Raw genomic sequence first — 25,103 nt, forward strand, 5'->3', positions numbered from 1 at the left:
AGGGCTGCAAAGCAGCCCCAAGACATTATGTACCGCGCTACCCCAATAACATTGCGTGTAAGCCTTTGCTTACTTGTTCTGTAAGCCTTCTATGTACGCTTCAGTAAATCATTGTCGTATCCAGATCCTGCGTTTTCCCAACCTCTTGAAAATCCTGACTTATTCAGCTGTGAGGAAATGTGTCACCTGCAACACCCTGTGAGGTTTCGCGGTTGCCGGCCAGGCTCAAGTCGCTAGTATTCGAACTGTGCACAGGGACATGCACAGGCTTTCAGGAGGAAAGCCAGGGACATCGCAAGACGCGATTTCATCAGGATGATGTTTGGGACAAGCAGGGACTACGGAAAAAATGTGGGCGGGTCAAACCGCCCCTTTTTTTTGCCTGCAGAAAACAAAAAAGGCCCCAAAGGGCCTTTTTAGTGTCCGGACGCTATCAGCGCTCCAGATCTGCAATCTTGCCAGTCTTGCCATCCCATTCCTCAGCGTCCGGCAGGGCGTCCTTACGCTCGGTGATGTTCGGCCAGATTTCCGCCAGTTCGGCGTTCAGCTCGATGAAGTTTTCCATGCCCGCAGGCACTTCGTCTTCCGAGAAGATGGCTTGCGCTGGGCATTCCGGCTCGCACAAGGCGCAGTCGATGCACTCGTCCGGATGGATGACCAGGAAGTTCGGGCCTTCGTAGAAGCAGTCCACCGGACAGACTTCCACGCAGTCGGTGTATTTGCATTTGATGCAGTTGTCGGTGACGACGAAGGTCATTTCTAATTCTCTCCTCAGGCGACGGCGGCGGCCCTTCCTCTCAGGGCCGCGCGGTTTACGGGTATGTGGCTGCAGGCCAGGCTAATAACCTGCAGCACCAGCAAACCGCGGCGGATTCTACCAGCTTGTAGTGGGCGCCGTTATAACAGGTTCTTTAGTTGATATAGCATTTCGATAGCTTGACGCGGGGTCATGTCGTCCAGTTGCAGCTTGCCCAGCTTCTCGATGGCCGGGTGTGGCAGGCTGGCGAACAGGTCGCTCTGGTGCGGGACCTGTGGCACGTCCTTGGCCTTTTGGGCCGGGGGTTGTTCATGCGGCAGGCTGGTGGTTTCCAGCCTCGCCAGGTGTTCACGGGCACGCTGGATGACGGCCGTCGGCACGCCGGCCAGCTGCGCCACGGCCAGGCCGTAGCTCTGGCTGGCAGGACCAGGCAGCACGTGGTGCAGGAATACGATGCGTTCGTTGTGTTCGGTGGCGTTCAGGTGCACGTTGGCCACCAGTGGCTCGCTTTCCGGCAGCACGGTGAGTTCGAAGTAGTGCGTGGCGAACAGCGTGTAGGCGCGCAGCTGGGCCAGGCGCTCTGCGGCAGCCCAGGCCAGCGACAGGCCGTCGAAAGTACTGGTGCCGCGGCCCACTTCATCCATCAGCACCAGGCTGCGGTCGGTGGCATTGTGCAAGATGTTGGCGGTTTCGCTCATCTCGACCATGAAGGTCGAGCGGCCGCCGGCCAGGTCGTCGCTGGAGCCAATGCGGGTGAAGATGCGGTCGACCAGCGACAGCTCGCAGCTGGCAGCAGGCACGAAGCTGCCGATATGCGCCAGCAGCACGATCAGGGCGGTCTGGCGCATGTAGGTGGACTTACCGCCCATGTTCGGGCCGGTGATGATCAGCATGCGCGTGCTGTTGTCCAGGCCCAGGTCGTTGGCCACGAACGGTGTGGTCAGTACCTGTTCCACCACTGGGTGACGGCCCTGCTCGATGCGCAGGCACGGCTCGTCTACGAAGCGTGGGCAGTTCAGGTCGAGGTTCAGTGCACGTTCGGCCAGGTTGCTGAGCACGTCCAGTTCGGCCAGGGCGGCGGCGCTGTCCTGCAGCGGTGCCAGGTGGCTGATCAGGGTTTCCAGCAGGGCATCGTAGAGCATCTTTTCGCGGGCCAGGGCGCGGCTCTTGGCCGACAGCGCCTTGTCTTCGAACGCCTTCAGCTCCGGGGTGATGAAGCGCTCGGCGCCCTTTAGGGTCTGACGGCGGATGTAGTCCCCCGGGGCCTGCTCGGCCTGCTTGGTCGGCAGTTCGATGAAGTAGCCATGCACCCGGTTGTAGCCGACCTTGAGGTTGGCCAGGCCGGTGCGGGCCTTTTCCCGGGCTTCCAGGTCGATCAGGAACTGGCCGGCGTTCTCGCTGATCGCCAGCAGCTCGTCCAGTTCGTTGTCATAGCCGGCCTTGAGCACGCCGCCATCGCGGATCACCGCCGGCGGGTTGTCGATGATCGCCCGCTCCAGCAGGCTGGCCAGTTCGGGATAGGTGCCGGTAATGGCGGCCAGGCGCGCCAGGTGCGGTGCCTCCAGCTCGGCCATGGCATTCTGCAACTCGGGTAGCGCCCCAAGGGCATCGCGCAGGCGTGCCAGATCGCGTGGGCGGGCGTTGCGCAGGCCGATGCGGGCGAGAATCCGCTCGATATCGCCAATTTCCTTGAGTTGCGGCTGCAGCTTCTCGAAGCGGTAGCCATCGAGCAGGCAACGGATCGAGTCCTGGCGCGCCTGCAGCACCTTGAGATCGCGCAACGGGCGGTTCAACCAGCGGCTCAGCAAACGGCTGGCCATGGCGGTCTGGCAGCGGTCGACCACCGACTGCAGGGTGTTGTCTCGGCCGCCGGCCAGGTTGATGTCCAGCTCCAGGTTGCGGCGGCTGGCACCGTCGAGAATGACCGTATCGTCCAGGCGTTCGTGGCGCAGGCTGCGCAGGTGCGGCAGGGCGGTGCGCTGGGTTTCCTTGGCGTAGATCAGCAGGCAACCGGCGGCGCCGATGGCCAGGGTCAGCTTGTCGCAGCCAAAGCCCTTGAGGTCCTTGGTCGCGAACTGCTGGCACAGGGCCTTGCGCGCCGAGTCGCGGTCGAAGTCCCATGGCGCACGGCGACGGGCGCCCGGTCGTTTCTCGGCAGGCAGGTCGCGCGGCCAGTCGTCGGGGATCAACAGCTCGACCGGGTTGAGGCGCTCGAGCTCGGCCAGCAGGTTTTCCCAGCCCTTGATCTCCTGCACGCTGAAGTTGCCACTGGTGATGTCCAGTACGGCCAGGCCGAACAGGCGCTCGTCCCCGAGCAGCGCGGCAATCAGGTTGTCGCGACGCTCGTCGAGCAGGGCCTCGTCGCTGACCGTACCCGGGGTGATGATGCGCACCACCTGACGTTCCACCGGGCCCTTGCTGGTGGCAGGGTCGCCAATCTGCTCGCAGATCACCACCGATTCGCCGAGCTTGACCAGCTTGGCCAGGTAGCCTTCCAGCGAATGGAACGGAATCCCGCACATGGGGATGGACTGGCCGGCCGACTGACCGCGCGCGGTCAGGGTGATGTCCAGCAGTTTTGCGGCTTTTTTCGCATCTTCGTAGAAGATCTCGTAGAAGTCGCCCATGCGGTAGAACATCAGCTGGTCCGGGTGCTGGTTCTTCAGCTTCCAGTACTGCTGCATCATCGGGGTGTGTGCGGAGAAGTCGGAAATTGCTTTATTCATCAATGGCTTAGAAAGTAGGTCTCAATATTGTGGGGCAAATTGGGGCGTTCTGTGTTGCATGCACGACGCCGAGACCCACCGGATTTTCAAGCCGCATAGATTAACACGGCTACCCGGCAGGCTGTACCTGCAAGTCCGGCGAGTGCACAGGGATGCGCTGAAGGCAGGTTGACATCATGGTGCCTCCATGGAGAATTGCCTGCCTTCGCCCATCAGGGATGGCTTGCCTGACGCATTCGCGGTGGCCCGTGGCCCGGTAAAAAGTTATTGCAACAGGTTGATTAGTGCAGTGAGCGCAATTCGTTTTGATGTAGATGCGGTTTTTTGTATTTCCCTCGACACCCGCGCTGACCGGCGCACGCTGTTCAGCGAAACCATCGGGCGACAGCTCGACAACGAAGTGCACTTTCATGTCGTCGAGAAAAACAGCGACCCCAAGCGCGGTTGCTACGAGTCCCATCAGCAACTGGCCCGTCATGCGCTGGACAATGGCCTAGATCGAATCCTGATCTTCGAAGACGATGCCAAGGCGTATGAGTTCAAGCCTTCGCGGGTGCGCTGGGTAAACCGCTTCATGCAGAAACGGCCCTTCGAGGCCTTGCACCTGGGTTATTCCATGGGGCGAACCTGGCTGACCTGGTTCCCGTTCATCGCCCGCGGGCGGGTGGTGGCCCTGCATGCCTATGTGCTGTCGCGCGAGGGCTGTCGGATCCTGGCAGAGACGCCCTACGATGGCACCCCGGTGGATGTGGTGGTCAAACACCGGATCCGCCAGCACTGCGTGTTCCCCATGATGTTCCGCCAGCACGCCGCCGCCGTGGCCGGTAGCGACCTGGAACAGGTGGTGCGCAATGAGGACGAGTGGTGGGAGCGCAACTGGACCAAGCATCGTCGTTCACCGATGAAGAACATCTGGCGGACCGTGCTTCGGCTGAATTTCTGATTGGTGTGGGCTTGACGTGCATGCCTTGAGAGGTTTGGCGCCTGCGAGATAGAGCGCCGCGCGGGCGGCGCTCGATCTTACAGGCGCCAAAAATCCAGAGGCGAACATGCTCGGGCCCAGCACGCCGCCAGACGCTCATCCTCCACCCCCATCCCCAAAATGCTAGGGTAGAGGGCAGCCTTCAAGGAGCCCGACATGGACCCGATCACCACGCTTTCCACCCGCCTGGGTGAACACCTGCGCCGCTTCAACGCGCAGGTGACCACCGCCGAATCCTGCACCGGTGGCGGCATCGCCGAGGCCATCACCCGCGTGCCCGGCAGCTCGGCCTGGTTCGAGGCTGGGTACGTGACCTATTCCAACACCCAGAAAACCCGTCAGCTGGGAGTGCCCGCGGCGTTGTTCGGCCAGGTTGGCGCGGTCAGCCAGGAAGTGGTCGAAGCGATGGTCCGCGGCGCCCAGGCCGCCAGCGGCGCGCGCTTTGCCGTGGCGGTGAGCGGCGTGGCCGGGCCGGACGGTGGTTCGCCGGGCAAACCGGTGGGCACCGTGTGGCTGGCCTGGGGCGACGGCAACCATGTGTTCAGCGAGCGGCGCCAGTTTGACGGCGACCGCGAGGCGGTGCGCCGACAGACGGTGATCGCCGCATTAGACGGCTTGTTACAGCTTGGTGCCGAGTAAATCGACGACAGGGGTTTGCGCGAGCGCCTGCCTGTGGAATAATACTGGCTACTTATACAGGTATTCCGGCCGTCAGGGCCAAGTCGAACACGTGAGGATTTCAATGGACGACAACAAGAAGCGCGCCTTGGCTGCGGCCCTGGGTCAGATCGAACGCCAATTCGGCAAGGGCGCCGTCATGCGCATGGGCGACCACGAGCGCCAGGCTATCCCTGCCATCTCCACCGGCTCGCTGGGTCTGGACATCGCCCTGGGCATCGGCGGCCTGCCAAAAGGCCGTATCGTCGAGATCTACGGCCCGGAATCGTCGGGTAAGACCACGCTGACCCTGTCGGTCATCGCCGAAGCCCAGAAAAACGGCGCCACCTGCGCCTTCGTCGACGCCGAACACGCCCTCGACCCCGAGTACGCCGGCAAGCTGGGCGTCAACGTCGACGACCTGCTGGTTTCGCAGCCGGACACCGGCGAACAGGCCCTGGAAATCACCGACATGCTGGTGCGTTCCAACGCTGTTGACGTGATCATCGTCGACTCCGTTGCTGCCCTGGTACCGAAGGCCGAGATCGAAGGCGAAATGGGTGACATGCACGTGGGTCTGCAGGCGCGCCTGATGTCCCAGGCGCTGCGCAAGATCACCGGTAACATCAAGAACGCCAACTGCCTGGTCATCTTCATCAACCAGATCCGTATGAAGATCGGTGTGATGTTCGGCAGCCCGGAAACCACCACTGGTGGTAACGCCCTGAAGTTCTACGCCTCGGTGCGTCTGGATATTCGCCGTACCGGTGCGGTCAAGGAAGGCGACGAGGTGGTCGGTAGCGAAACCCGCGTCAAGATCGTCAAGAACAAGGTTTCGCCGCCCTTCCGTCAGGCCGAGTTCCAGATCCTCTACGGCAAAGGTATCTACCGTAACGGCGAGATCATTGACCTGGGTGTTTCCCAAGGCCTGGTCGAGAAGTCCGGTGCCTGGTACGCCTACCAGGGCAACAAGATCGGTCAAGGCAAGGCAAACGCTGCCAAGTACTTGGCTGAGAACCCGGCTATTGGTGCCGAGATCGAGAAGCAGATTCGCGAGAAGCTGCTGACCTCTGGTGCTGTTGCGGCTGCTGGTAAGGCTGCTGCTGCCGAAGCCGATGCCGATGACATGGCCGACGCTGACGCCGGCTATTGATTGCGCGGTAGATAGCCGAACATGTCCGCCGTACTCGACACCCCCGTCGCCATCCGGCGGACAGCCATGGACCTGCTTGCGCGACGTGAGCACGGTCGCGTCGAGCTGACGCGCAAGTTGCGTCAGCGCGGCGCTTCGGACGAGTTGATTGGGCCTGAACTCGATCGGCTCGCCGAAGAAGGGTTGCTTAGCGAAGCCCGCTACCTCGAAAGTTTCATCCGGTACCGTTCAAGCTCCGGCTATGGCCCTGCGCGTATTCGCGAAGAGCTAGGCCAGCGCGGTTTGGCGCGTGCTGATATCGAGCAGGCGCTACGCGAGAGCGAGGTGGACTGGGGCGAGCGCATGCGTGACGTATGGCAGCGCAAGTTTGCCGGGCAGCGCCCGCAAGATCCCCGCGGCCGTGCCCAGCAGACCCGGTTTCTGGCTTACAGGGGTTTCCCCATGGACATGATCGGCCGGCTGCTCAGTGGGCGTGATCGCGACGATTACTGAGGGCTGGGGCCGTTTTGCAGTCCTTTGCGGGAGCGGACCTGTGTCACGATCAACTGACCTTCAACGCCTCCCTGGCCCGCTGCGTCGTATGCATGGGCTGCGGCTTGGCCCAGTTCTCCGGCAGGTTGATGAAATCCACCAGCTCGCGCAGCCTGCCCTGATCCCGGCCATTGAAGGCAAATGACAAGCGGGTCAGGTGGTTGAAGTTGCCCACTTCGTGCTCGGCGCTGCTGTCAGGTTGCTGGTGGTACTTGCCACTCAAACGCAAATCGGCAAAGCCTTCCTGGATGTCATACAGCGCCGCTTCGCTGAGCGGGTGATGCATGCGGATCACGAACTGGCTCTTCAGCCAGCGGCTGGAGTGGTAGTTGCTGTAGAACTGGTTGATTTCCTCCACTGCCTCGTCAGCGCTGTGCACCAGGCGCAGCAGTTTCAGGTCGCTGGGCAAGATGTAGCGGTTTTCCTCCAGTTGGCGGCTGATGAAGTCCAGGCAGTCGCGCCAGAAGCTGCCACCTGGTGAGTCCAGCAGCACCACCGGTACCAGCGGGCTCTTGCCGGTCTGGATCAGGGTCAGCACCTCCAATGCTTCATCCAAAGTGCCGAAACCACCCGGGCACAGCACCAGGCCATCGGCCTCCTTGACGAAGAACAGCTTGCGGATGAAGAAGAAATGGAACGGCAGCAGCTTGTCGGTGCCATCTACCGTGGGGTTGGCGTGTTGTTCGAAGGGTAGGGTGATGTTGAATCCCAGGCTGTGGTCGCTGCCGGCGCCTTCGTGGGCGGCTGCCATGATGCCGCCGCCGGCACCGGTTATTACCATCAGGTCGGAGCGCGCCAGGGTTGCGCCCAGTTCGCGGGCCAGGGCGTACATCGGGTGTTCCAGCGGGGTGCGCGCCGAGCCGAACACGGTCACCTTGCGGCGGTCCTTGTAGCGTTCCAGGGTGCGGAACGAATGGTCCAGTTCGCGCAGGGCCTGCAGGGTGATCTTGGCGCTCCAGCGGTCGGTGTCGTCATGGGCCATGCGCAGGATGGTCAGCATCATGTCGCGGTACAGCGCCAGGTTGGGGCTGTTCGGTGCCACCAGTTGCAGTTGTGCGTCGATGTTGCTCAGGTCGATGTTGTTGTCGCGGAAATGGCTGAACAGCAGTTCACTCGATTGGTAAGGCATGCAACGTCTCCTTCTGCACCTATACCTCTGACCTCAATCTAGACCCTTGCGCTCAATCCTGCCGGGGGTGTTCGACACAGCCGCCCGTCGGCATGCAGCCACGGGGGATGCGGGTTTGGTTAACTGGGTAAAGCGAAACGTGTCGATGCAGGAGGTGGCGGTATGCATCGCTTGATCATCGAAGTTGACCGGCAGCTTTACCAGCAGCTGGAGAATGCGGCCCAGATGCATCACCTGAGCCTGGAGAACGAGTGCCGGCGCAGGCTGTCGGGGCTGGAATGCCAGTCGCGCTACCTGCAGGCGCTGCTGGCAGAGATGCGCGCTGATGCCGCTGAGGGGCGCTGGTGCGCCCGTGAAGACGAGAAGGCGTAGCGATCCGAGCTGGTTTACTTCTTCTTGTTGCCGGCCACGCAGCTGGCATTGTCGAACGCCTGGTCCATGATCGGCTGGTTGGTCTTGTATACCGTGAAGCGGTAGACCATCACCGCGCCTTTGGACATCAGGTTACGGAAACCGCTGTTGCGGCAGACGCTATCACCCAGCTGGCTGCGGACCTGTTCGGGGTTGGCCTGCATGCGCGCGGCATGGTCCTGGCGCACGCTCAGGTGGTTGACCAGTGCCTTGCCTTCCACCGTGTAACCCTGGTCGAGGATGTCCTCGTTGATGGCTCGCGGGGTGCCGACACTGCTCTCTTTGGCAACCTTCTGCAGCATGTTGTTCAGGTCGTATTCCTGCTTGGAAGCCGCCTGGGCTGCCAGGGGCAGGGCGAGCAACAGGCTCAGGGCGGGGACGATACGGCGCAGCATGAATCTCTCCTGGTTCGATGACTGGCGCTTTGACATGCGCGGGTCGACGGCGTTCCCTGAAAATCGCGCAGGCGCGACGCTGGGGTACGGTAAAGCAGCGATTATAAGGACCGCGTCGCCACCTGCACAGCAATTGCCCCCTGTTCTGGTAGACTGGCGCCCTTAGTTTTCTCCGAGTCATCCTTGTGTCCATTCCCAACCTGTCCAGAGGCCTGCCGGCATGAGCCATGCGGTAGCGCGCCTGCGCGCCGAACGCCTGGCTCGCAGCAACAAGCCCTTTATCGCCCGTGGTTCACGTGCCGAACGCTGCCCCGATTGCCGGGTCATCGCCACTCATTGCCTGTGCGCCTGGAAGCCGCGGGTGCAGGCCGAGTCCGGCGTGTGCCTGCTGATGCATGACACCGAGCCACTGAAGCCTACCAATACCGGCTGGCTGATCGCCGACCTGATCGAGGACACCTCGGCTTTCGGCTGGCTGCGCACTTCGGTCGACGAACGCTTGCTGGCGTTGCTGGACGACCCGCGTTGGCAGCCCTACATCGTCTTCCCCGGCGAATTCGTTGCCCAGGAGCGAGTGGTCAGCGAGGTAGTGCGCGAGCCCGGCAAGCGTCCGCTGTTCATCCTGCTGGATGCCACCTGGACCGAAGCGCGCAAGATGTTCCGCAAAAGCCCGTACCTTGATCGCTTCCCGGTGTTGAGCCTGCAGGCCGAGCAGATGTCCCGCTACCGCTTGCGCCGCTCCAAGCGCGATGATCACTTCTGTACCGCGGAAGTCGCGGCCATGTGCCTGGACCTTGCCGGCGATACCCAGGCCTCGCAGGCGCTGGACGCCTACCTGGATGTGTTCAGCCTGCATTACCTGAGCGGCAAGCGTCGCCTGCCGCTGGACGAGCAGGACGACACCCACCAGCGTTTGCATACCTTCCTATAGTCCAAGGGGCACAACCCCTGCTTTGGTTCATAATGACCCTTACCCGAGTGCCCGACACAGAACAGGATCCCCAGATCGATGGCCACTTACGAAATCCTGATTGCCGATGACCACCCGCTGTTCCGTGGCGCCTTGCGCCAGGCCGTTACCCTCGGCCTGGGCCCGGATGTACGCTTGGTAGAAGTTGCCAGCATTGCCGAACTGGAAACCCGTCTGAGCGAAAAAGACAACTGGGACCTGGTGTTGCTGGACTTGAACATGCCGGGTGCCTACGGTTTTTCCGGGCTGGTGCTGCTGCGCGGGCAATACCCGCAGATCCCCGTGGTGATGGTATCGGCGCAGGAAGAGGCTGCAGTGGTGGTCAAGTCCCGCGAATTTGGCGCCAGTGGCTTCATTCCCAAGTCCAGCACCCTGGAAGTGATCCAGGATGCGGTGCGCAAGGTGCTCGACGGCGAGGTCTGGTGGCCGCCGCAGGCGTTCGAAAAGGTCGATGTCTCGGCCGAGGCCAAGGCCGCCAGCGAAGGCCTTGCCAGCCTCACGCCGCAGCAGTTCCGCGTGCTGACCATGGTCTGCGAAGGCTTGCTGAACAAGCAGATCGCCTATGAGCTGAACGTGTCGGAAGCGACCATCAAGGCCCACGTGACCGCGATCTTCCGCAAGCTGGGTGTGCGTACCCGCACCCAGGCGGCGTTGTTGCTGCAACAACTTGAATCGGTTGCCAGCAGCTGAGTGCGCGTGGCTTCACGCTTTTTTGACCCGTGCCGGTCTAGTCTGCTGGCCTTTCCGTTGTGAAGTGACTCACATGACATCGCCATTCAAGGGCCAGACCGGCCTCAAACGTATCCTCAACGCCGCCGGCTATTCGCTGGACGGCCTGCGCGCCGCCTTCAAGGGCGAGGCCGCGTTCCGCCAGCTGGTGCTGCTCAACGTGCTGTTGGTCCCGATCGCCTTCTGGCTGCCGGTCAGCCGTGCGGAGCGGGCGATCATGATCGCCGTGTGCCTGTTGGGCTTGATCGTCGAACTGTTCAATTCGGCGGTGGAAGCAGCCATCGACCGCATTTCGCTGGAGCGCCACCCGCTGTCGAAAAACGCCAAGGACATGGGCAGCGCCGCGCAGCTGGTGGCACTGACCATGGTGGCGCTGGTGTGGGGTGTGATCCTGCTTTAAGCGATCGGTGGCAACACGATCTCGTCACTGCGTGTGAAACCCGCGGTGAAGTTGCGGCACAGTTCGAGAAATTCGCGCATGGCCGAGGTCTGGTACTTCTGTTTGTGCCAGATGAAGTAGAACTGGCGCATCAGGTCCAGCTCCGGGGTTTCCACCGCTACCAGGCTGCCGCGGCGGAAGGCGTCACGCAGGGCAAGGCGCGAGATGCAGCCGATGCCCAGGCCCGACTCCACCGCGCGCTTGATGGCTTCGGTGTGTTCCAGCTCCAGGCGGATGTTGAGGTTGGTGCGGTGGTGGCGCATGGCCTGGTCGAAGGTCAGGCGTGTGCCTGAGCCCTGTTCGCGCAGGATCCACGCCTCCTGGGACAAGGTCTGTACATCGGCGCGCCCCAGTTTGGCCAGCGGATGCTGAGGCGCGCAGAACACCACAAGTTCGTCCTCGACCCAGGGCTGCACTTCCAGGTCCGGGTGGTTGCAATCGCCTTCGATCAGACCCAGATCAATTTCGTAATGCGCCACCTGTTGCACGATATGCGCAGTGTTCTGCACATGCAGCTTCACCTGGCTTTCCGGGTGCACCTGCATGAAGCTGCCGATCAACAGGGTGGCCAGGTAGTTGCCGATGGTCAGCGTGGCGCCGACTGCCAGCGAGCCGAAACCGGACTTGCCGTTGAGCAGGTCTTCGATTTCCTTGGCCTGGTCGAGCAGGGCCACTGCCTGCGGCAACAGTTGCTGGCCCAGGGCGTTGAGGCTCAGGCGCTTGCCGGCGCGGTCGAACAGCTGGCAGCTGGACTGTCGCTCAAGCTCGGTGATCGAGGTGCTGGCGGCCGACTGCGACAAGGCCAGCACACTGGCGGCGCGCGAAACGCTCTGGTGCTGGGCCACGGCAACGAAGACTTGCAGTTGACGAAGTGTAAATCGCATATCGATATAACCGATAACACATATCTTGATAATCCAGTTAACAGATATTGTCGCTGCCCCTAAACTATCGCGCAACTGCGCGTCTTGCGCGCGCCGCGTCTTTCTTCAGGAGCCCCATTAAATGAGCAACATGAACCACGAACGTGTCCTCAGTGTGCACCACTGGAACGACACCCTGTTCAGCTTCAAGTGCACCCGCGACCCGGGCCTGCGCTTCGAGAACGGTCAGTTCGTGATGATCGGCCTGCAACAAGAAAGCGGCCGTCCGCTCATGCGCGCCTATTCCATCGCCTCGCCGAACTGGGAAGAGCATCTGGAGTTCTTCAGCATCAAGGTGCCGGACGGTCCGCTGACCTCGCAGCTGCAGCACCTGAAGGAAGGCGACGAGATCATCATCAGCAAGAAGCCTACCGGTACCCTCGTACTCGACGACCTGAACCCGGGCAAGCACTTGTACCTGCTGAGCACCGGCACTGGCCTGGCACCGTTCATGAGTGTCATCCAGGACCCGGAAACCTACGAGCGCTTCGAGAAAGTGATCCTGGTGCACGGCGTGCGCTACGTGAACGAAGTGGCCTACCGCGAGTTCATCACCGAGCACCTGCCGCAGAACGAGTTCTTCGGTGAGTCGGTTCGCGACAAGCTGATCTACTACCCGACCGTGACCCGTGAACCGTTCGAGAATCAGGGCCGCCTGACCGACCTGATGCGCAGCGGCAAGCTGTTCAGCGACATCGGCCTGCCACCGATCAACCCGCAGGACGACCGCGCGATGATCTGCGGCAGCCCGAGCATGCTCGACGAAACCAGCGAAGTGCTGGACAGCTTCGGTCTGAAGATCTCCCCGCGCATGCGCGAGCCGGGTGACTACCTGATCGAGCGTGCCTTCGTCGAGAAGTAAGGCGCAGGCTGATGCAAAAGAAGGCGACCCCCGGGTCGCCTTTCTTGTGCCTGTGATTCATATATCGCCTGTACCGGCCCTATCGCCGGCAAGCCAGCTCCCACAGGAGTCCCACAACATTTGAAACCTGTGCCGAACCTGTGGGAGCTGGCTTGCTGGCGATGAGGCCAGTGCAGGCAAACCCCAATCTATTCCACGCGCGTCTCGCCGCTATACACCAATATCTCCCGACACCGCTTGCACAGGTAGCGCCGCCCTTGGCGCACCAGCTTGTGCCGCTGCGCGGTAAACGGGAAGTCGCTCTGCGGGCAGGGGCAGCGGTAGATGTAGCGGGTCACCACGCGCCTTTGCACTTCGTAGTTGTGGCAACGGTTGGGCGGCAGTTCATACACCCCGCGCATGATCAGCTGCCACTCTTCGCCATGGGCCTGGATGCGGTCGCCGAACAGATGGTGTGCCACCAGGTGCGCCACCTCATGGGCCACGGTCTGGCGCAGGAAGTCTTCCTGGTTTTCGCGGTAAAGCTGCAGGTTGAAGCGCAGCAGGTTCTCGTGCAGGTGGGCGACGCCGGCTTTTTGCCCGCGCAGCTTGAAGCTGATTTCCGGGCGTGGGAAGGGGCGTTTGAAGAAGGTTTCAGCTTGCTGGTAACAGGTTTCGACGCGTTGTCTGAGCAGCTCGGGCATGGCGGGGTGGTTCTCCTGACCGGACATTATGCCGCAACCCCGGGCAACCTGCCGAGCCACCGGTCAGCGCACAGCCAGAGGCCGCCTTGCGGCGGCCCCAGGTTTGATGCCCCAGTGTTGGTCGAGTCTGTTCTAGTTGGTGTAGACGGGCCCCACGCCCAGTCCCCAGATGATCACCGTGGCGGCCATGATCGCCACCAGTACCACAAGGCCTACCGCCAGCACCGAGCTGGAGAACAGGAAGCCTTCGTCGGACGGTATGTTCATGAACGTCGGCAAACCGACGTACAACAGGTACACCGTGTAGCAGATGGCGGCCGTGCCGATCAGCATGCCCAGCCACAGGTGCGGGTACAGCGCCGCCAGGCCGCCGATGAACAACGGTGTGGCGGTGTAGGTGGCAAAGGCGATGCACTGTGCCATGGACGGGTTGGCATCGTAGGTACGGGCCATCCAGTGGATGAACGCCCCCATTACCGCCACCCCGGCAAGCATCGCCAGGTACGACATGATGCTCATCCAGATGGCGCTTTCCATGGTCAGCATCACCGCTGGCCGGTCGCCGATCACCCAGCCGACCTGGGTTGTACCGATGAATGCCGAAACGGCGGGGATCGCAGCCAGGATCAGGGTGTGCGTCAGGTACATGTGGCTGATGGTTTCTTCTTCGCCACGAATTTCCCGCCATTCCTGGTCGGGATGGGTAAACAGCCCCACAACGTGATGAATCATGCCGATCACTCCTCTCAATGTTGCCAAACGCCCCCCAGATGGAGCGCAAGCGGCCCTAGGCCCGAACACCGAAGCAAGCGGTAATGTGGCCTTATGTCGCAGTATAGGAAGCCGTTACCCGCATAAACCGTGCTTTTTAGAGCAAATTGCGCTGTAAGACGCGCTGTTGATTACAATGAAGTCTTTATCGGAATGCCTACAGCGCCGCCGCGTTTGTGCGTAAAATAGCCGGCTTTTGTCACACCTCGCGGATCCAAGCGCTATGGGCACCCTCTCGGTCAACCAGAACAAACTGCAAAAACGCCTGCGTCGTCTCGCCGGCGAAGCCATCACCGACTACAACATGATCGAGGATGGCGACAAGGTCATGGTCTGCCTGTCCGGCGGCAAGGACAGCTACACCATGCTCGACGTTCTGTTGCACCTGCAGAAGGTGGCACCGATCAAGTTCGAGATCGTCGCGGTGAACATGGACCAGAAGCAGCCGGGGTTCCCCGAGCATGTGCTGCCGGCCTACCTGAAGGAAGTGGGCGTCGAGTACCACATTGTCGAGAAGGACACCTATTCGGTGGTCAAGGAGCTTGTCCCCGAGGGCAAGACCACCTGCTCGCTGTGTTCGCGCCTGCGCCGTGGCACCCTGTACACCTTTGCCGACGAAATCGGCGCGACCAAGATGGCGCTGGGGCACCACCGCGACGATATCGTCGAAACCTTCTTCCTCAACATGTTCTTCAACGGTGCGCTCAAGGGCATGCCGCCGAAGCTGCGTGCCGACGATGGCCGCAACGTGGTGATCCGCCCGCTGGCCTACTGCAGCGAGAAGGATATCCAGGCCTACTCGGACATGAAGGAATTCCCGATCATCCCGTGCAACCTGTGCGGTTCGCAGGAAAACCTGCAGCGCCAGGTGGTCAAGGACATGCTGGTGGAGTGGGAGCGCAAGCACCCGGGGCGTACCGAGAGCATCTTCCGCGCCCTGCAGAACGTGGCACCGTCGCAGTTGGCCGACCGCAACCTGTTCGACTTCACCAGCCTGAAGATCGACGAGAACGCCACCCCACGTTTCCTTGACGTGCTGAACATCTGAGCCCATGCGCGATTACCAGTGGTTGCACGAGTACTGCCTGAACCGCTTCGGCTCGGCCCAGGCCCTGGAGGCCTTCCTGCCGCAGCCGCGCACACCCGCACAACTGCGTGATATCAGTGACGACCGCTACCTGTCGACCTTGGCCCTGCGCGTGTTCCGCGCCGGGCTCAAGCACAGCCTGGTGGATGCCAAGTGGCCGGCGTTCGAGCAGGTGTTCTTCGGCTTCGACCCGGAGAAGGTGGTATTGATGGGCGCCGAGCACCTCGAGCGGCTGATGCACGACGAGCGCATCATCCGCCACCTGGGCAAGCTCAAGAGCGTGCCGCGCAATGCGCAGATGGTTCTTGACGTGGCCAAGGAGAAGGGCAGTTTCGGCGCCTTCATCGCCGACTGGCCGGTGACCGACATCGTCGGTTTGTGGAAATACCTGGCCAAACACGGCAACCAGCTGGGCGGGTTGTCGGCACCGCGCTTCCTGCGCATGGTCGGCAAGGACACGTTCATCCCTACCGATGACATGGCTGCGGCGTTGATTGCGCAGAAGGTGATCGACAAACCGCCGACCAGCCAGCGGGACCTGGCCTTGGTGCAGCAGGCGTTCAACCAGTGGCATGCCGAGAGTGGGCGGCCGCTGTGCCAGTTGTCGGTGATGCTGGCGCATACCGTCAACCATTGAGATTTTGGGGCTGCTTTGCAGCCCAATCGCCGGCAAGCCAGCTCCCACAGGTACAGCACAGGTCTCAAGCCTTGCGCTGTACCTGTGGGAGCTGGCTTGCCGGCGATTGGGCCGCAAAGCGGCCCCCGGATATCAACTGCCTTCGCCTGCCATGCGCCGCTCGTGCTGGAACTTCCAGCGCACATACAGCAGCCCGGCAATGAACAGCCCCAGGCTCACCAGTACTTCAACCCAGCCAAATACCGCACGCGCCGGGTCGAACGCCGCCAGCACGCCCTTGATGAAATAGATATTCACCACGAAGCAGGTCCAGGCATGTGCCCGGGCGCTGCCTGTCAGCATGCCCGGCAGCAACAGCAGCAACGGCACCAGTTCGATCGCCAGGATCACCTCGACCCGCGCCCCGTGCAGGTTGGCGAACCACAGGTTGTTCGCCACCAGCAGGGCGATCAGGCCGAAGAAGAATGCCAGGCTCAGCGCCCGCGTCAGGCGCAGGCGAGGCGCCAGCCACTCAAGCGGCGGCAATACCTTGGGCTTCTTAGCCACGTGCAGCCTCCAGGGCCTTTGCAGTGGTCGCCAGGCGTTGGCCAAGGGCGCGGCACAGGGCTATCTCGTGCTGGTCGAGCTCGCGCTTGCCATCGGCACCAGCATGATGGCTGGCGCCATACGGGGTGCCGCCGCCACGGGTTTCGAGCAATGCCGATTCGCTGTACGGCAGGCCCATCACCAGCATGCCGTGGTGCATCAGCGGCAGCATCATCGACAGCAGAGTGGTTTCCTGCCCGCCGTGCAGGCTGGCGGTAGAGGTGAACACGCCTGCCGGCTTGCCGACCAGTTCACCGCCCAGCCACAGGCTGCTGGTGCCATCCAGGAAGTACTTGAGCGGCGCCGCCATGTTGCCGAAGCGGGTCGGGCTGCCCAGTACCAGGCCGGCGCAGTGGCGCAGGTCGTCCAGTGTGGCGTACAGCGCACCGTTGGCCGGGATGTCCGGGGCCACTGCTTCGCACTCGGTGGAAATCGCCGGTACCGTGCGCAGGCGGGCTTCCATGCCGGCCAGCTCGATGCCGCGGGCGATGTGCCGGGCCATCTCGCTGGTCGAACCATGGCGGCTGTAATACAGCACCAGGATGTAGGGCTCGCTCACGGCAGGATCTCCAGTACTTTCTCGGGTGGTCGGCCGACCACGGCCTTGTCGCCAGCGATGAAGATCGGCCGCTCGATCAGCTTGGGGTGCCGGGCCATGGCGTCGATCAGTTGCGCGTCGGTAAGCGACGGGTCGGCCAGGTTCAGCTCCTTGTACTCGTCCTCGCCGGTACGAAGCAGCTGGCGCGGGGCGATGCCCAGCTTGCCGAGCAGAGCCGTCAGGGTGGCCGCGTCGGGCGGGTTCTCGAGGTAGCGCACGATGGTCGGCGCCAAGCCGCGAGCTTCGAGCAGTTCCAGGGCGCCGCGGGATTTCGAGCAGCGCGGGTTATGATAGAGCGTGAGGTCGGTCATGTCGGGTCGCATCCAGCAGGGTGTGGCGGCTATTCTAACCGCAGCGACTGACCAATTTGCTTTAAAACTCGAGAAGGATTGACCCATGGCAAGGCGTCTGGCAGCAGTACTGGCCATCACCGCGAGCCTGTTGCTCGGTGGTTGCGGTGCCGATTATGGCGTGGACCAACACGGTAATACGGTTAAGGCCGAACAGATCGACGGGCACTGGCTGGTGCTCAACTACTGGGCCGAATGGTGCGGGCCGTGCCGTACCGAAATCCCTGAACTGAACGCGGCAGCCAAGCAGTGGGCGGCCGATGGTATCAAGGTGGTGGGGGTGAACTTCGATGGCTTGCAAGGGCAGGAGCTGAAGCAGGCTGCCGAAACCCTGGGGATCGCTTTCACCGTATTGGCGCAGGACCCGGCCGAGCGCTATGACCTGCCACGTAGCGAGGCATTGCCGGTGACCTACATCATCGATGACAAGGGCAAGGTGCGGGAGCAACTTATGGGCGAGCAGACCCTGGAAGGGCTGCAGGCCAAGATCAAGGCGCTGAAGGGCGCCTGATGCATTTTGGGGCTGCTTTGCAGCCCATCGCGACACAAGGCCGCTCCTAGAGGAGATCGCATCCCATGTAGGAGCGGCCTTGTGCCGCGATGGGCCGCAAAGCGGCCCCGGCAATATTCAGCCTTCCTCAGGCCAGAAGCGCAGCGGCTTGCCTTCGGCCGGCCAGAAACGCATCTGCTCGATAGGCGACACATCCCAGCGCTGCACTGTTTCCAGCGCCTGCAGGAAGCGTTTTTCCTGTTCCATCAACGCCGGCGCACAGAGCTTACGGGTCTTGCCGACCTTGCCGAAGCTGAGGTGCTCGCCGTCCAGTGTGTATGGCGCGAACCAGTGGTTGCAGCCGCCATTGCCATAGGCACGGCCATCGCTGGCCAAGGTCAGGGTCAGGTGGCTGTAGTCGATCAGCGGCCGTTCGCCAATCCACTCCAGCACATAGCTGCGCTCCTGCTGCAGCTTGGAAGGTTCTGCGGCGCAGCCGAGCAGGCCGGTGGCAATCAGCACGCCGGTCAGCAGATTTTTCACTCGGCGCTCTCCTGGCAACGCGGGCACAAGTGTTTTTCGCCACGGCTGGCCCAGCCCAGCTCGGCAACGCGCGCGCTGGCGGCAGGCTGGCGGGCTTTCTTGCCCAGCTTGGCGTCCACCGCGAACTCGAAGTCCAGCACGGCGTCGCAGCTGTCGCACGCGACCTGCCAGGTGAGGATTTCCAGCTCGTTGAACACCGGGCCGCTGGCCACGGCAACCCACTGGCCGCGCGGGTTGATCAGGTGGCGCACGCTCTCCACTGTCAGGCGCATGGACAAGTCCTTGCTGCCCTTGAGGGTGACCAGCAGGGTGTCGCCTTTGTGCATCGAGCCGCCGTTGCCGGTGACCTGGTAGCGGCCCGGCACCAGGGCGCGGCACTCGATCAGGGTATGTTGCGGGTTGAAAAGGGTGTAGCGGAAATCGTGCTCGACCATGGGTCCTCCAGAAATGCCGCGTATCCTAGCACTAACCCATCACCAGATTCTGTGGATTGCCTGCCGCCCAGCGGTTGATGTTGTCCAGCGTGGTCGCGGCGATGGCATCCAGTGCCTCGCGGGTAAGGAACGCCTGGTGGGCAGTGATGATCACGTTGGGGAAGGTCAGCAGACGGGCCAGCACGTCGTCCTGCAGCGGCAGGTCGGAGCGGTCCTCGAAGAACAGCTGGGCTTCTTCTTCGTATACGTCCAGGCCGAGGTAGCCGAGCTGGCCGCTCTTCAGCGCATCAATAAGCGCCGGGGTGTCGACCAGCGCCCCGCGGCCGGTGTTGATCAACATGGTGCCGGGCTGCAACTGGGCCAGGCTTTGTGCATTGATCAGGTGCCGGGTGTGCTCGGTCAACGGGCAGTGCAGGCTGATGACGCGGGATTCGCGCAGCAACTCGGGCAATGGCAGGTAGCGCGCGCCCAAGGCCAGCAACTCGGGGTTGGGGTAGGGGTCATAAGCCAGTAACTGGCAGCCGAAACCAGCCATGATGCGAGCAAAGGCTGTGCCGATCTGGCCGGTACCGACCACGCCGACGGTCTTGCCGTGCAGGTCGAAGCCGGTCAGCCCGTGCAGGGTGAAGTCACCCTCGCGGGTGCGGTTGTAGGCCCGGTGCAGGCGCCGGTTCAGGGCCAGGATCAGCGCCACGGCGTGTTCGGCCACGGCGTGCGGCGAGTAGGCCGGCACTCGCACTACGGTCAGGCCCAGGCGCTGGGCGGCGGCCAGGTCGACATGGTTGTAGCCGGCCGAGCGCAGGGCGACCAGGCGCGTGCCGCCTGCGGCCAGGCGCTGCAGCACCTGGGCGTCGAGCTCGTCATTGATGAAGGCGCAGACCACCTCGTAGCCATCGGCCAGGGCAGCGGTGTCGAGGGTCAGGCGGGCGGGCTGGAAGTGCAGGTCCAGGGTGGTGCCGCTGGCGGCACGGGTGAAGCTTTCCTGGTCGTAGTGCTGGCTGCTGAACAACAGGGCGCGCATGGTGGGGCTTCCTTTGCAGTGGTCTGGGGATTGTAGCCAGCGGGTTGAAAGGGGTGTTGACCTGGACCGGCCCTATCGCCGGCAAGCCAGCTCCCACAGGTACAACACAGCCTTCAAGAGCAGTGATTTCCTGTGGGAGCTGGCTTGCCGGCGATAGGGCCGGTGAGGTCAGGCGCTCAATCTGGCCTGCGCCGCCAGGCGGTTGATCGCCGCATCCAGTTCGTCCAGTGCCAGTTGTGCCAGCGGGTTTTCCTGCTTGAGCAAGGTTTCGCTGCGCTGGCACGCGGCCCGCAACTGCGGTACGCCGCAATAACGCGAGGCGCCGTTCAGGCGGTGCACCTGTTCGATCAGGCGGTTGCGGTCGTCGGCCTCGCGGGCGGCACGTATGGCTTCGCGGTCGGCTTCCAGCGAGCTCAGCAGCATGCTCAGCATATCGGCCGCCAGGTCCGCTTTGCCGGCGGCCAGGCGCAGGCCTTCCTCAGGGTCCAGCACCTTCAGGTCATCACCGTTGGCCAGTTGCTCGGCCAGGCGTTCCTGCTCTGGCGCACCCAGGCTCAGGCCGGTCCATTTCATTACCACCTGGGCCAGCTGCCGTTCGCTGATCGGCTTGGTCAGGTAGTCGTCCATGCCTCCGTGCAGCAACGCGCGTTTCTCGTTGGCCATGGCGTGGGCGGTGAGGGCGACTATCGGCAACGGGTTGCCACTTTGGGTGTTTTCCCACAGGCGGATCTGCTCGGTACAGGCGCGGCCGTCCATGCCGGGCATCTGCACGTCCATCAGCACCAGGTCGAACGGTTCGTCCTGTACCGCCTGTACTGCCGCATAGCCGTTGTCGACGGCCAGCACCTCGGCGCCCAGGTCTTCGAGCAGGGTCTGCACCAGCAGCAGGTTGGCGGGGTTGTCGTCGACGCAGAGGATCTTCGGCTGACGCTGGCCGTTGATGCTGTTCACCTCGCCCTGCGGGCGGCGTGGTTGTACCAGTTCCAGCAACAGGCGGCGCAGTTTGCGCGTGCAGGTCGGCTTGGACAGCAACTGGCCATGGCCGTTGGGCAGGTACGGGTGGTACAGCGCCTGCTCGGTGGTCGGGCACAGCACCACGCACTGGCAATGGTAGCGCTCGAGCTGCTGATGGTAATGGCCCAACTGCTCGGGCGACAGGTTGCCAAGGTTGGCCCCGAGCACGGCGAACTCGAACGGCAGGCCGGCCTGGCTGGCGGCTTGCACGCCCTGCAGCAGTTGGTCGAAGGAGGCGAACAGGCTGACGCTGAGGCCGCAGTCTTCCAGCTGGTGCTCCAACGCCTGGCGCGCCAGTTCGTGGCCATCGACGATGGCTGCGCGGCGGCCCAGCAGCGGTTGCAGCGGCAGCTCCTCGACACCATCGTGGGCCTTGGGCAGGTTGAGGCTGATCCAGAACTGCGAGCCCTCGCCCGGGGTGCTGTCGACGCCGATTTCGCCGCCCATCTGTTCGATCAGGCGCTTGGAAATCACCAGCCCCAGGCCGGTGCCGCCAGGCTGGCGGGCCAGCGAGTTGTCGGCCTGGCTGAAGGCCTGGAACAGCGTACGCACATCCTGCGGCGACAAGCCGATGCCGGTGTCCTGCACGCTGATGCGCAGCTGCGCACTGTCCTCGTGCTCATCTTCGAGCATGGCGCGTACGACGATGGTGCCCTCGCGGGTGAACTTGATTGCGTTGCTGACCAGGTTGGTAAGGATCTGCTTGAGCCGCAACGGGTCGCCGATCAGCGACGACGGGGTATCGCGGTAGATCAGGCTGAGCAGTTCCAGCTGCTTGGCGTGGGCGGCCGGGGCGAGGATGGTCAGGGTGTCCTGGATCAGGTCGCGCAGGTTGAAGGGGATGCTGTCGAGCACCAGCTTGCCGGCCTCGATCTTGGAGAAGTCGAGGATCTCGTTGATGATCCCGAGCAGGTTGTCGGCAGACTTCTCGATGGTGCTCAGGTAGTCGAGCTGGCGCGGTGTCAGCTCGCTTTTTTGCAGCAGGTGGGTGAAACCGAGGATGCCGTTGAGCGGGGTGCGGATTTCGTGGCTCATGTTGGCCAGGAATTCCGACTTGATGCGGCTGGCCTCCAAGGCTTCCTTGCGCGCCATGTCCAGCTCGATGTTCTGGATCTCGATGGTTTCTAGGTTCTGGCGTACGTCCTCGGTGGCCTGGTCGATGCTGTGCTGCAGCTCTTCGTGGGCGTTGTGCAAGGTTTCGGCCATACGGTTGATGCCGCGCGCCAGCTCGTCAAGCTCGTGGCTGCCCATGGCCGGCAGGCGCTCCTCGAGGTGGCCGTCCTTGAGCTGGTTGACCGCATGCTTGATGCGCTTGATCGGGTCGTTGATGGTGCGGCTCATGCGCAGTGCCAGCAGGCCGCTGAGCACCAGGCAGGCGAGAATCAGCAACAGGCTGGTGAACAGGTTGCGGTAGCCGCGCAGCAGGGTGCCGTCGTGGGACAGCTCGATCTCGACCCAGCCCAGCAGGCGTTCGGCTTCGGTCGGCACGGCATCGGTGGCCAGGTCGCGGTGGTGGCCGAACACTGGCATCAGATAGCGGGTGGCGTCATTGCCGCTGCGTTGCAGCAGTTGGGTGCCGGTGCCGCCGCTGGGCGGCTGGTTTAGCATGCTCGGGCCGGCATGGGCCAGGCGCGTGCGGTCCGGGGCCAGGAAGGCGACTGCGCGCACATCGGCCTGCTCCAGTGTTTGTGCGGCAATGCGCTCAAGTTGTGCCGGTGCCAGCTTGGCCATGGCGGGCGCGGCCAACGGCGCCAGTTGCTCGGCGATCATCTTGCCGCGTTGCAGCAGCTGGGTGCGCAGGTCGTTCTGTTGCAGCCAGGTGAAGTAGCTACCCAGCACCAATGCCATCAGGCCGGCCGGCAGCAGGGCCAGCAGCAGGACCCGGCTGCGAATTCCCAAGCGATCGAGCACACTTGCCTCCTGTCATGTGCCTGGACACCGTCAAGCGATGACGGCCAAGCCGGGAAGTTACTCCGCCTGCCGTGCTATTGCACCTCTTTAGTACGTGTTTTGTGCCCTTGCAGCGGCATTGGTCGCAGGGCGGTTGCCTGGCAGGCGCTGGATACTCAATAATCACGCAATTGAGAATGCATGGCAGTTGCCAATGAATCCTGTAGCTATTCACAACTCCAATATCCTCGCCATCGAGGATGATCCGGTCCTCGGTGCCTATCTGCACGAAGAGCTGCAGCGCGGCGGCTTCCAGGTGACCTGGTGCCGCAATGGCCTGGAGGGCCTGGAAACGGCGGGGCGCCATGCTTTCGACGTGGTGCTCATGGACATCCTGCTGCCCGGGCTAAACGGCCTGGATGCCCTGGCGCAGTTGCGCAAGCGCAGCGCCACGCCGGTGATCCTGATGTCGGCGCTAGGTGCCGAAGCCGACCGCATCAGCGGCTTCCAGCGTGGTGCCGACGACTACCTGCCCAAGCCGTTCAGCATGGCAGAGCTGCGGGTGCGCATCGAGGCTATCCTGCGCCGTGTGGCCCTCGAGCGGCGCCATCAAACTCCGCAGGTGCAGGACGGCAGTGGCGAGTTGCAATACGACGAGGCGCTGTGCGACGTGCGCCTGGATGGCCGCCTGGCCGGCCTGACACCCAGCGAATACCGCCTGCTCGACATTCTCAACCGCAACCTCGACGAAGTGCTGAGCAAGCCATTCCTTTACCAGCAAGTACTGCAGCGAGGCTATTCGCGGCATGACCGCAGCCTGGACATGCACGTCAGCCAGATACGCCGCAAGCTCAAGGGCATCGGCTATCACGAACGGCAGATCCGTACCGTGTGGGGCAAGGGCTACGTGCTCAGCGCCAGCGAGGCGGAGTAACCCATGCTCGACCGCCATTCGCTGTTCTGGAAGCTGGCGATCCTGCTGGTGGGCTTCTGCCTGCTGATGATCGGCCTCAGTTACACCTGGGGCCGGCACATGGAGACCCAGAACGCCTTCCTTTCGGAGCCGGCGCGGCAGGCTTTGCGTGGCTATGCCGCCGAGGCCGAGCAGGCATGGCGCAGTGGTGGGCGGGCAGGGCTGGACCGCTGGGTGGCGACGATGCACCAGCGCGAACGCGGCTGGGTCGGCGTGCTCGACCTGAACCTGCGGCCGCTCGACAGCGCCAGCCTCGACCCGCAGATCATGCAGCGGTTGACCCGCCTGCGCGGTGTCGACTGGCCGATGAGCCGGCGCAGTGTCGACCAGCCGTGGTTGCGCATACCGTTCCCGGGGGCACCGGAGCAGGGCATGTTGGTGATCGAACTGCCGCAGCGCTTCAACCCCGGCCAGTACCGGATGCTGTGGCGTATCATCACCAACGGCATCATCCCGGGTCTGTTCACCCTGCTGTTGTGCGTTGGCCTTTATCGCATGCTGATCGTGCCGTTGAACCAATTGCGCGAGCAGGCCAATGCCTGGCGCGCCGACCAGTTGTCGGCTCGCCTCGACTCACGCACCATCGCCCGGCATGACGAGCTGGGTGAACTGGCCCGTGCCTTCGACCAGATGGCCGAGCGGCTGCAGGGCACGGTAGCCATGCAGCAGCAGTTGCTGCGTGATCTGTCTCACGAAATGCGTACGCCACTCAGCCGGCTGCGGGTGGCCTGCGATGGTGAAACCGACCTGCAGCGCCTGCGTGAACGCCTGGCACGGGAGGTGGACTGCATGCAGCAGCTGGTCGAGGATACCCTGCAACTGGCCTGGCAGGACGCCGACCGTGCGCCGATGAACCTTGAGCCGATCGAGGTGCAGGCGCTGTGGGAGCTGCTGGCCGAGAATGCCAGTTACGAAAGCGGCTGGGCCCCGGCGCGGCTGCGCTGCGAAGTGCCGGCGGACTGCTGGGTGCAGGGCAACCTGAACTACCTGGCCCAGGCGCTGGAGAACATGTTGCGCAATGCCATTCGTCACTCGCCGGCCGAGGGTGTGGTGCGCCTCGGTGGGCAGCGTGAAGGCGGGTATTGGCGGTTGTGGCTGGAAGACGAAGGCGGTGGCGTGGCTGAAGAAGACCTGGAGCGGATCTTTGCACCGTTCTCACGGCTGGACGGTTCGCGGCCCGGGGATGGTGGTTTCGGCCTGGGGCTGAGCATCGCCCGCAGTGCCATCCAGCGCCAGGGTGGCACCTTGTGGGCGCAGAATGGCAAGTATGGGCTGCGGTTGTGGATGCGCTTGCCATTACATGTGCCGGCCTCACCACAGCGCTTGAGTTTAACGCGGTCCCTGTAGGAGCGGCCTTGTGTCG

General features: G+C 63.0%; 28 protein-coding genes. 14 read left to right on the forward strand and 14 right to left on the reverse strand.

Annotation, left to right across the window (positions count from 1 at the left end):
- Positions 1-433 precede the first annotated feature (433 nt).
- Positions 434-757 (reverse strand): ferredoxin FdxA, encoded by a 324-nt coding sequence (gene fdxA / locus GYA95_RS02220; protein WP_004375459.1) that lies wholly within the window; start codon positions 755-757, stop codon positions 434-436.
- A 140-nt stretch (positions 758-897) separates the two neighbouring features.
- On the reverse strand, positions 898-3,471 hold the full coding sequence (mutS, locus tag GYA95_RS02225; RefSeq protein WP_043936065.1) for a DNA mismatch repair protein MutS: 2,574 nt from the start codon (positions 3,469-3,471) through the stop codon (positions 898-900).
- 301 nt (positions 3,472-3,772) lie between these two features.
- Between mutS and GYA95_RS02230 the strand changes: the two genes are divergently transcribed.
- The 4 genes from GYA95_RS02230 to recX all read left to right on the forward strand — a co-directional run bounded on the left by GYA95_RS02230 (position 3,773) and on the right by recX (position 6,767).
- Positions 3,773-4,426, forward strand: a complete 654-nt coding sequence (locus tag GYA95_RS02230) for a glycosyltransferase family 25 protein (RefSeq protein ID WP_015269212.1) — start codon at positions 3,773-3,775, stop codon at positions 4,424-4,426.
- Positions 4,427-4,621: 195 nt separating this feature from the next.
- The gene (locus tag GYA95_RS02235) at positions 4,622-5,104 is read left to right on the forward strand and encodes a CinA family protein (protein WP_015269213.1); all 483 of its coding nucleotides are present in this window, start codon (positions 4,622-4,624) and stop codon (positions 5,102-5,104) included.
- A gap of 103 nt (positions 5,105-5,207) precedes the next feature.
- Positions 5,208-6,275 (forward strand): recombinase RecA, encoded by a 1,068-nt coding sequence (recA, locus tag GYA95_RS02240; protein WP_015269214.1) that lies wholly within the window; start codon positions 5,208-5,210, stop codon positions 6,273-6,275.
- Between the two features lie 21 nt (positions 6,276-6,296).
- Positions 6,297-6,767 carry a recombination regulator RecX gene (gene recX, locus GYA95_RS02245; protein WP_015269215.1) on the forward strand — a complete coding sequence of 157 codons (471 nt, stop codon included), beginning with the start codon at positions 6,297-6,299 and terminating at the stop codon, positions 6,765-6,767.
- A gap of 49 nt (positions 6,768-6,816) precedes the next feature.
- On the opposite strand, the gene GYA95_RS02250 is transcribed toward recX, so the two are convergent.
- Positions 6,817-7,935 (reverse strand): LOG family protein, encoded by a 1,119-nt coding sequence (locus GYA95_RS02250; protein WP_015269216.1) that lies wholly within the window; start codon positions 7,933-7,935, stop codon positions 6,817-6,819.
- Positions 7,936-8,097: 162 nt separating this feature from the next.
- On the opposite strand from GYA95_RS02250, the gene GYA95_RS02255 reads away from it, so the two are divergent.
- Positions 8,098-8,307, forward strand: coding sequence for a hypothetical protein (locus tag GYA95_RS02255; protein ID WP_004375471.1), 210 nt, complete (start codon positions 8,098-8,100; stop codon positions 8,305-8,307).
- Positions 8,308-8,321: 14 nt separating this feature from the next.
- On the opposite strand, the gene GYA95_RS02260 is transcribed toward GYA95_RS02255, so the two are convergent.
- A complete protein-coding gene (locus GYA95_RS02260; RefSeq protein WP_013971343.1) occupies positions 8,322-8,741 on the reverse strand; it encodes a quorum-sensing-regulated virulence factor family protein in 420 nt (139 codons plus the stop codon).
- Between the two features lie 220 nt (positions 8,742-8,961).
- Between GYA95_RS02260 and GYA95_RS02265 the strand changes: the two genes are divergently transcribed.
- The 3 genes from GYA95_RS02265 to GYA95_RS02275 all read left to right on the forward strand — a co-directional run bounded on the left by GYA95_RS02265 (position 8,962) and on the right by GYA95_RS02275 (position 10,840).
- Positions 8,962-9,672: a tRNA-uridine aminocarboxypropyltransferase gene (locus tag GYA95_RS02265; RefSeq protein WP_013971344.1), complete on the forward strand. Its 711-nt coding sequence runs from the start codon at positions 8,962-8,964 to the stop codon at positions 9,670-9,672.
- A gap of 78 nt (positions 9,673-9,750) precedes the next feature.
- Positions 9,751-10,401, forward strand: a complete 651-nt coding sequence (erdR, locus tag GYA95_RS02270; protein ID WP_015269217.1) for a response regulator transcription factor ErdR — start codon at positions 9,751-9,753, stop codon at positions 10,399-10,401.
- Positions 10,402-10,474: 73 nt separating this feature from the next.
- Positions 10,475-10,840 (forward strand): diacylglycerol kinase, encoded by a 366-nt coding sequence (locus GYA95_RS02275; protein ID WP_015269218.1) that lies wholly within the window; start codon positions 10,475-10,477, stop codon positions 10,838-10,840.
- Here the strand turns inward: GYA95_RS02275 and finR are convergent.
- Positions 10,837-11,763 (reverse strand): LysR family transcriptional regulator FinR, encoded by a 927-nt coding sequence (gene finR, locus GYA95_RS02280; protein WP_004375481.1) that lies wholly within the window; start codon positions 11,761-11,763, stop codon positions 10,837-10,839. The genes GYA95_RS02275 and finR overlap by 4 nt on opposite strands.
- A 121-nt stretch (positions 11,764-11,884) precedes the next feature.
- Here finR and fpr point away from each other — a divergent pair, with 121 nt between their 5' ends.
- Entirely contained in the window at positions 11,885-12,664 is a 780-nt protein-coding gene (gene fpr / locus GYA95_RS02285; RefSeq protein WP_004375483.1) for a ferredoxin-NADP reductase, read from the forward strand.
- Between the two features lie 188 nt (positions 12,665-12,852).
- On the opposite strand, the gene GYA95_RS02290 is transcribed toward fpr, so the two are convergent.
- A complete protein-coding gene (locus GYA95_RS02290; protein ID WP_013971347.1) occupies positions 12,853-13,347 on the reverse strand; it encodes a SprT family zinc-dependent metalloprotease in 495 nt (164 codons plus the stop codon).
- A 132-nt stretch (positions 13,348-13,479) separates the two neighbouring features.
- Positions 13,480-14,079, reverse strand: coding sequence for a Yip1 family protein (locus GYA95_RS02295; RefSeq protein ID WP_003252385.1), 600 nt, complete (start codon positions 14,077-14,079; stop codon positions 13,480-13,482).
- Positions 14,080-14,341: 262 nt separating this feature from the next.
- On the opposite strand from GYA95_RS02295, the gene ttcA reads away from it, so the two are divergent.
- The gene (gene ttcA / locus GYA95_RS02300) at positions 14,342-15,166 is read left to right on the forward strand and encodes a tRNA 2-thiocytidine(32) synthetase TtcA (protein ID WP_015269219.1); all 825 of its coding nucleotides are present in this window, start codon (positions 14,342-14,344) and stop codon (positions 15,164-15,166) included.
- A gap of 4 nt (positions 15,167-15,170) precedes the next feature.
- The gene (locus GYA95_RS02305; RefSeq protein WP_054573186.1) at positions 15,171-15,842 is read left to right on the forward strand and encodes a DNA-3-methyladenine glycosylase I; all 672 of its coding nucleotides are present in this window, start codon (positions 15,171-15,173) and stop codon (positions 15,840-15,842) included.
- A gap of 132 nt (positions 15,843-15,974) precedes the next feature.
- Here GYA95_RS02305 and GYA95_RS02310 read toward each other — a convergent pair whose 3' ends face one another.
- Genes GYA95_RS02310 through arsC form a run of 3 tightly spaced genes read right to left on the reverse strand, consistent with a single transcriptional unit; the run spans position 15,975 to position 17,336 of the window.
- Entirely contained in the window at positions 15,975-16,388 is a 414-nt protein-coding gene (locus tag GYA95_RS02310; RefSeq protein ID WP_015269221.1) for a DUF2069 domain-containing protein, read from the reverse strand.
- The gene (gene wrbA / locus GYA95_RS02315; protein ID WP_015269222.1) at positions 16,381-16,986 is read right to left on the reverse strand and encodes an NAD(P)H:quinone oxidoreductase; all 606 of its coding nucleotides are present in this window, start codon (positions 16,984-16,986) and stop codon (positions 16,381-16,383) included. The genes GYA95_RS02310 and wrbA overlap by 8 nt, the downstream gene beginning before the upstream one ends.
- Positions 16,983-17,336, reverse strand: a complete 354-nt coding sequence (gene arsC / locus GYA95_RS02320) for an arsenate reductase (glutaredoxin) (RefSeq protein ID WP_015269223.1) — start codon at positions 17,334-17,336, stop codon at positions 16,983-16,985. The genes wrbA and arsC overlap by 4 nt, the downstream gene beginning before the upstream one ends.
- An 85-nt stretch (positions 17,337-17,421) precedes the next feature.
- Between arsC and GYA95_RS02325 the strand changes: the two genes are divergently transcribed.
- A complete protein-coding gene (locus tag GYA95_RS02325) occupies positions 17,422-17,886 on the forward strand; it encodes a TlpA disulfide reductase family protein (protein ID WP_015269224.1) in 465 nt (154 codons plus the stop codon).
- 117 nt (positions 17,887-18,003) lie between these two features.
- Here the strand turns inward: GYA95_RS02325 and GYA95_RS02330 are convergent, their stop codons facing one another.
- From GYA95_RS02330 to GYA95_RS02345, 4 genes are all read right to left on the reverse strand, one after another.
- Positions 18,004-18,408, reverse strand: a complete 405-nt coding sequence (locus GYA95_RS02330) for an META domain-containing protein (protein ID WP_004375489.1) — start codon at positions 18,406-18,408, stop codon at positions 18,004-18,006.
- Positions 18,405-18,842, reverse strand: a complete 438-nt coding sequence (locus GYA95_RS02335) for a hypothetical protein (RefSeq protein WP_004375491.1) — start codon at positions 18,840-18,842, stop codon at positions 18,405-18,407. Before GYA95_RS02335 ends, GYA95_RS02330 begins: the two co-directional genes overlap by 4 nt.
- Positions 18,843-18,873: 31 nt before the next feature.
- Complete coding sequence (locus GYA95_RS02340; protein WP_015269225.1) at positions 18,874-19,863, reverse strand: 2-hydroxyacid dehydrogenase; 990 nt, start codon at positions 19,861-19,863, stop codon at positions 18,874-18,876.
- A 168-nt stretch (positions 19,864-20,031) separates the two neighbouring features.
- A complete protein-coding gene (locus GYA95_RS02345) occupies positions 20,032-22,788 on the reverse strand; it encodes a response regulator (RefSeq protein ID WP_015269226.1) in 2,757 nt (918 codons plus the stop codon).
- Between the two features lie 193 nt (positions 22,789-22,981).
- Between GYA95_RS02345 and GYA95_RS02350 the strand changes: the two genes are divergently transcribed.
- Together GYA95_RS02350 and GYA95_RS02355 are read left to right on the forward strand one after the other, a co-directional pair.
- Positions 22,982-23,701, forward strand: a complete 720-nt coding sequence (locus tag GYA95_RS02350; protein WP_015269227.1) for a response regulator transcription factor — start codon at positions 22,982-22,984, stop codon at positions 23,699-23,701.
- 3 nt (positions 23,702-23,704) lie between these two features.
- Positions 23,705-25,087: a sensor histidine kinase gene (locus GYA95_RS02355; protein ID WP_015269228.1), complete on the forward strand. Its 1,383-nt coding sequence runs from the start codon at positions 23,705-23,707 to the stop codon at positions 25,085-25,087.
- The last annotated feature ends 16 nt before the right edge of the window (positions 25,088-25,103 follow it).

This window comes from Pseudomonas asiatica (assembly GCF_009932335.1).
Classification (GTDB): Bacteria; Pseudomonadota; Gammaproteobacteria; order Pseudomonadales; family Pseudomonadaceae; genus Aquipseudomonas; species Aquipseudomonas asiatica.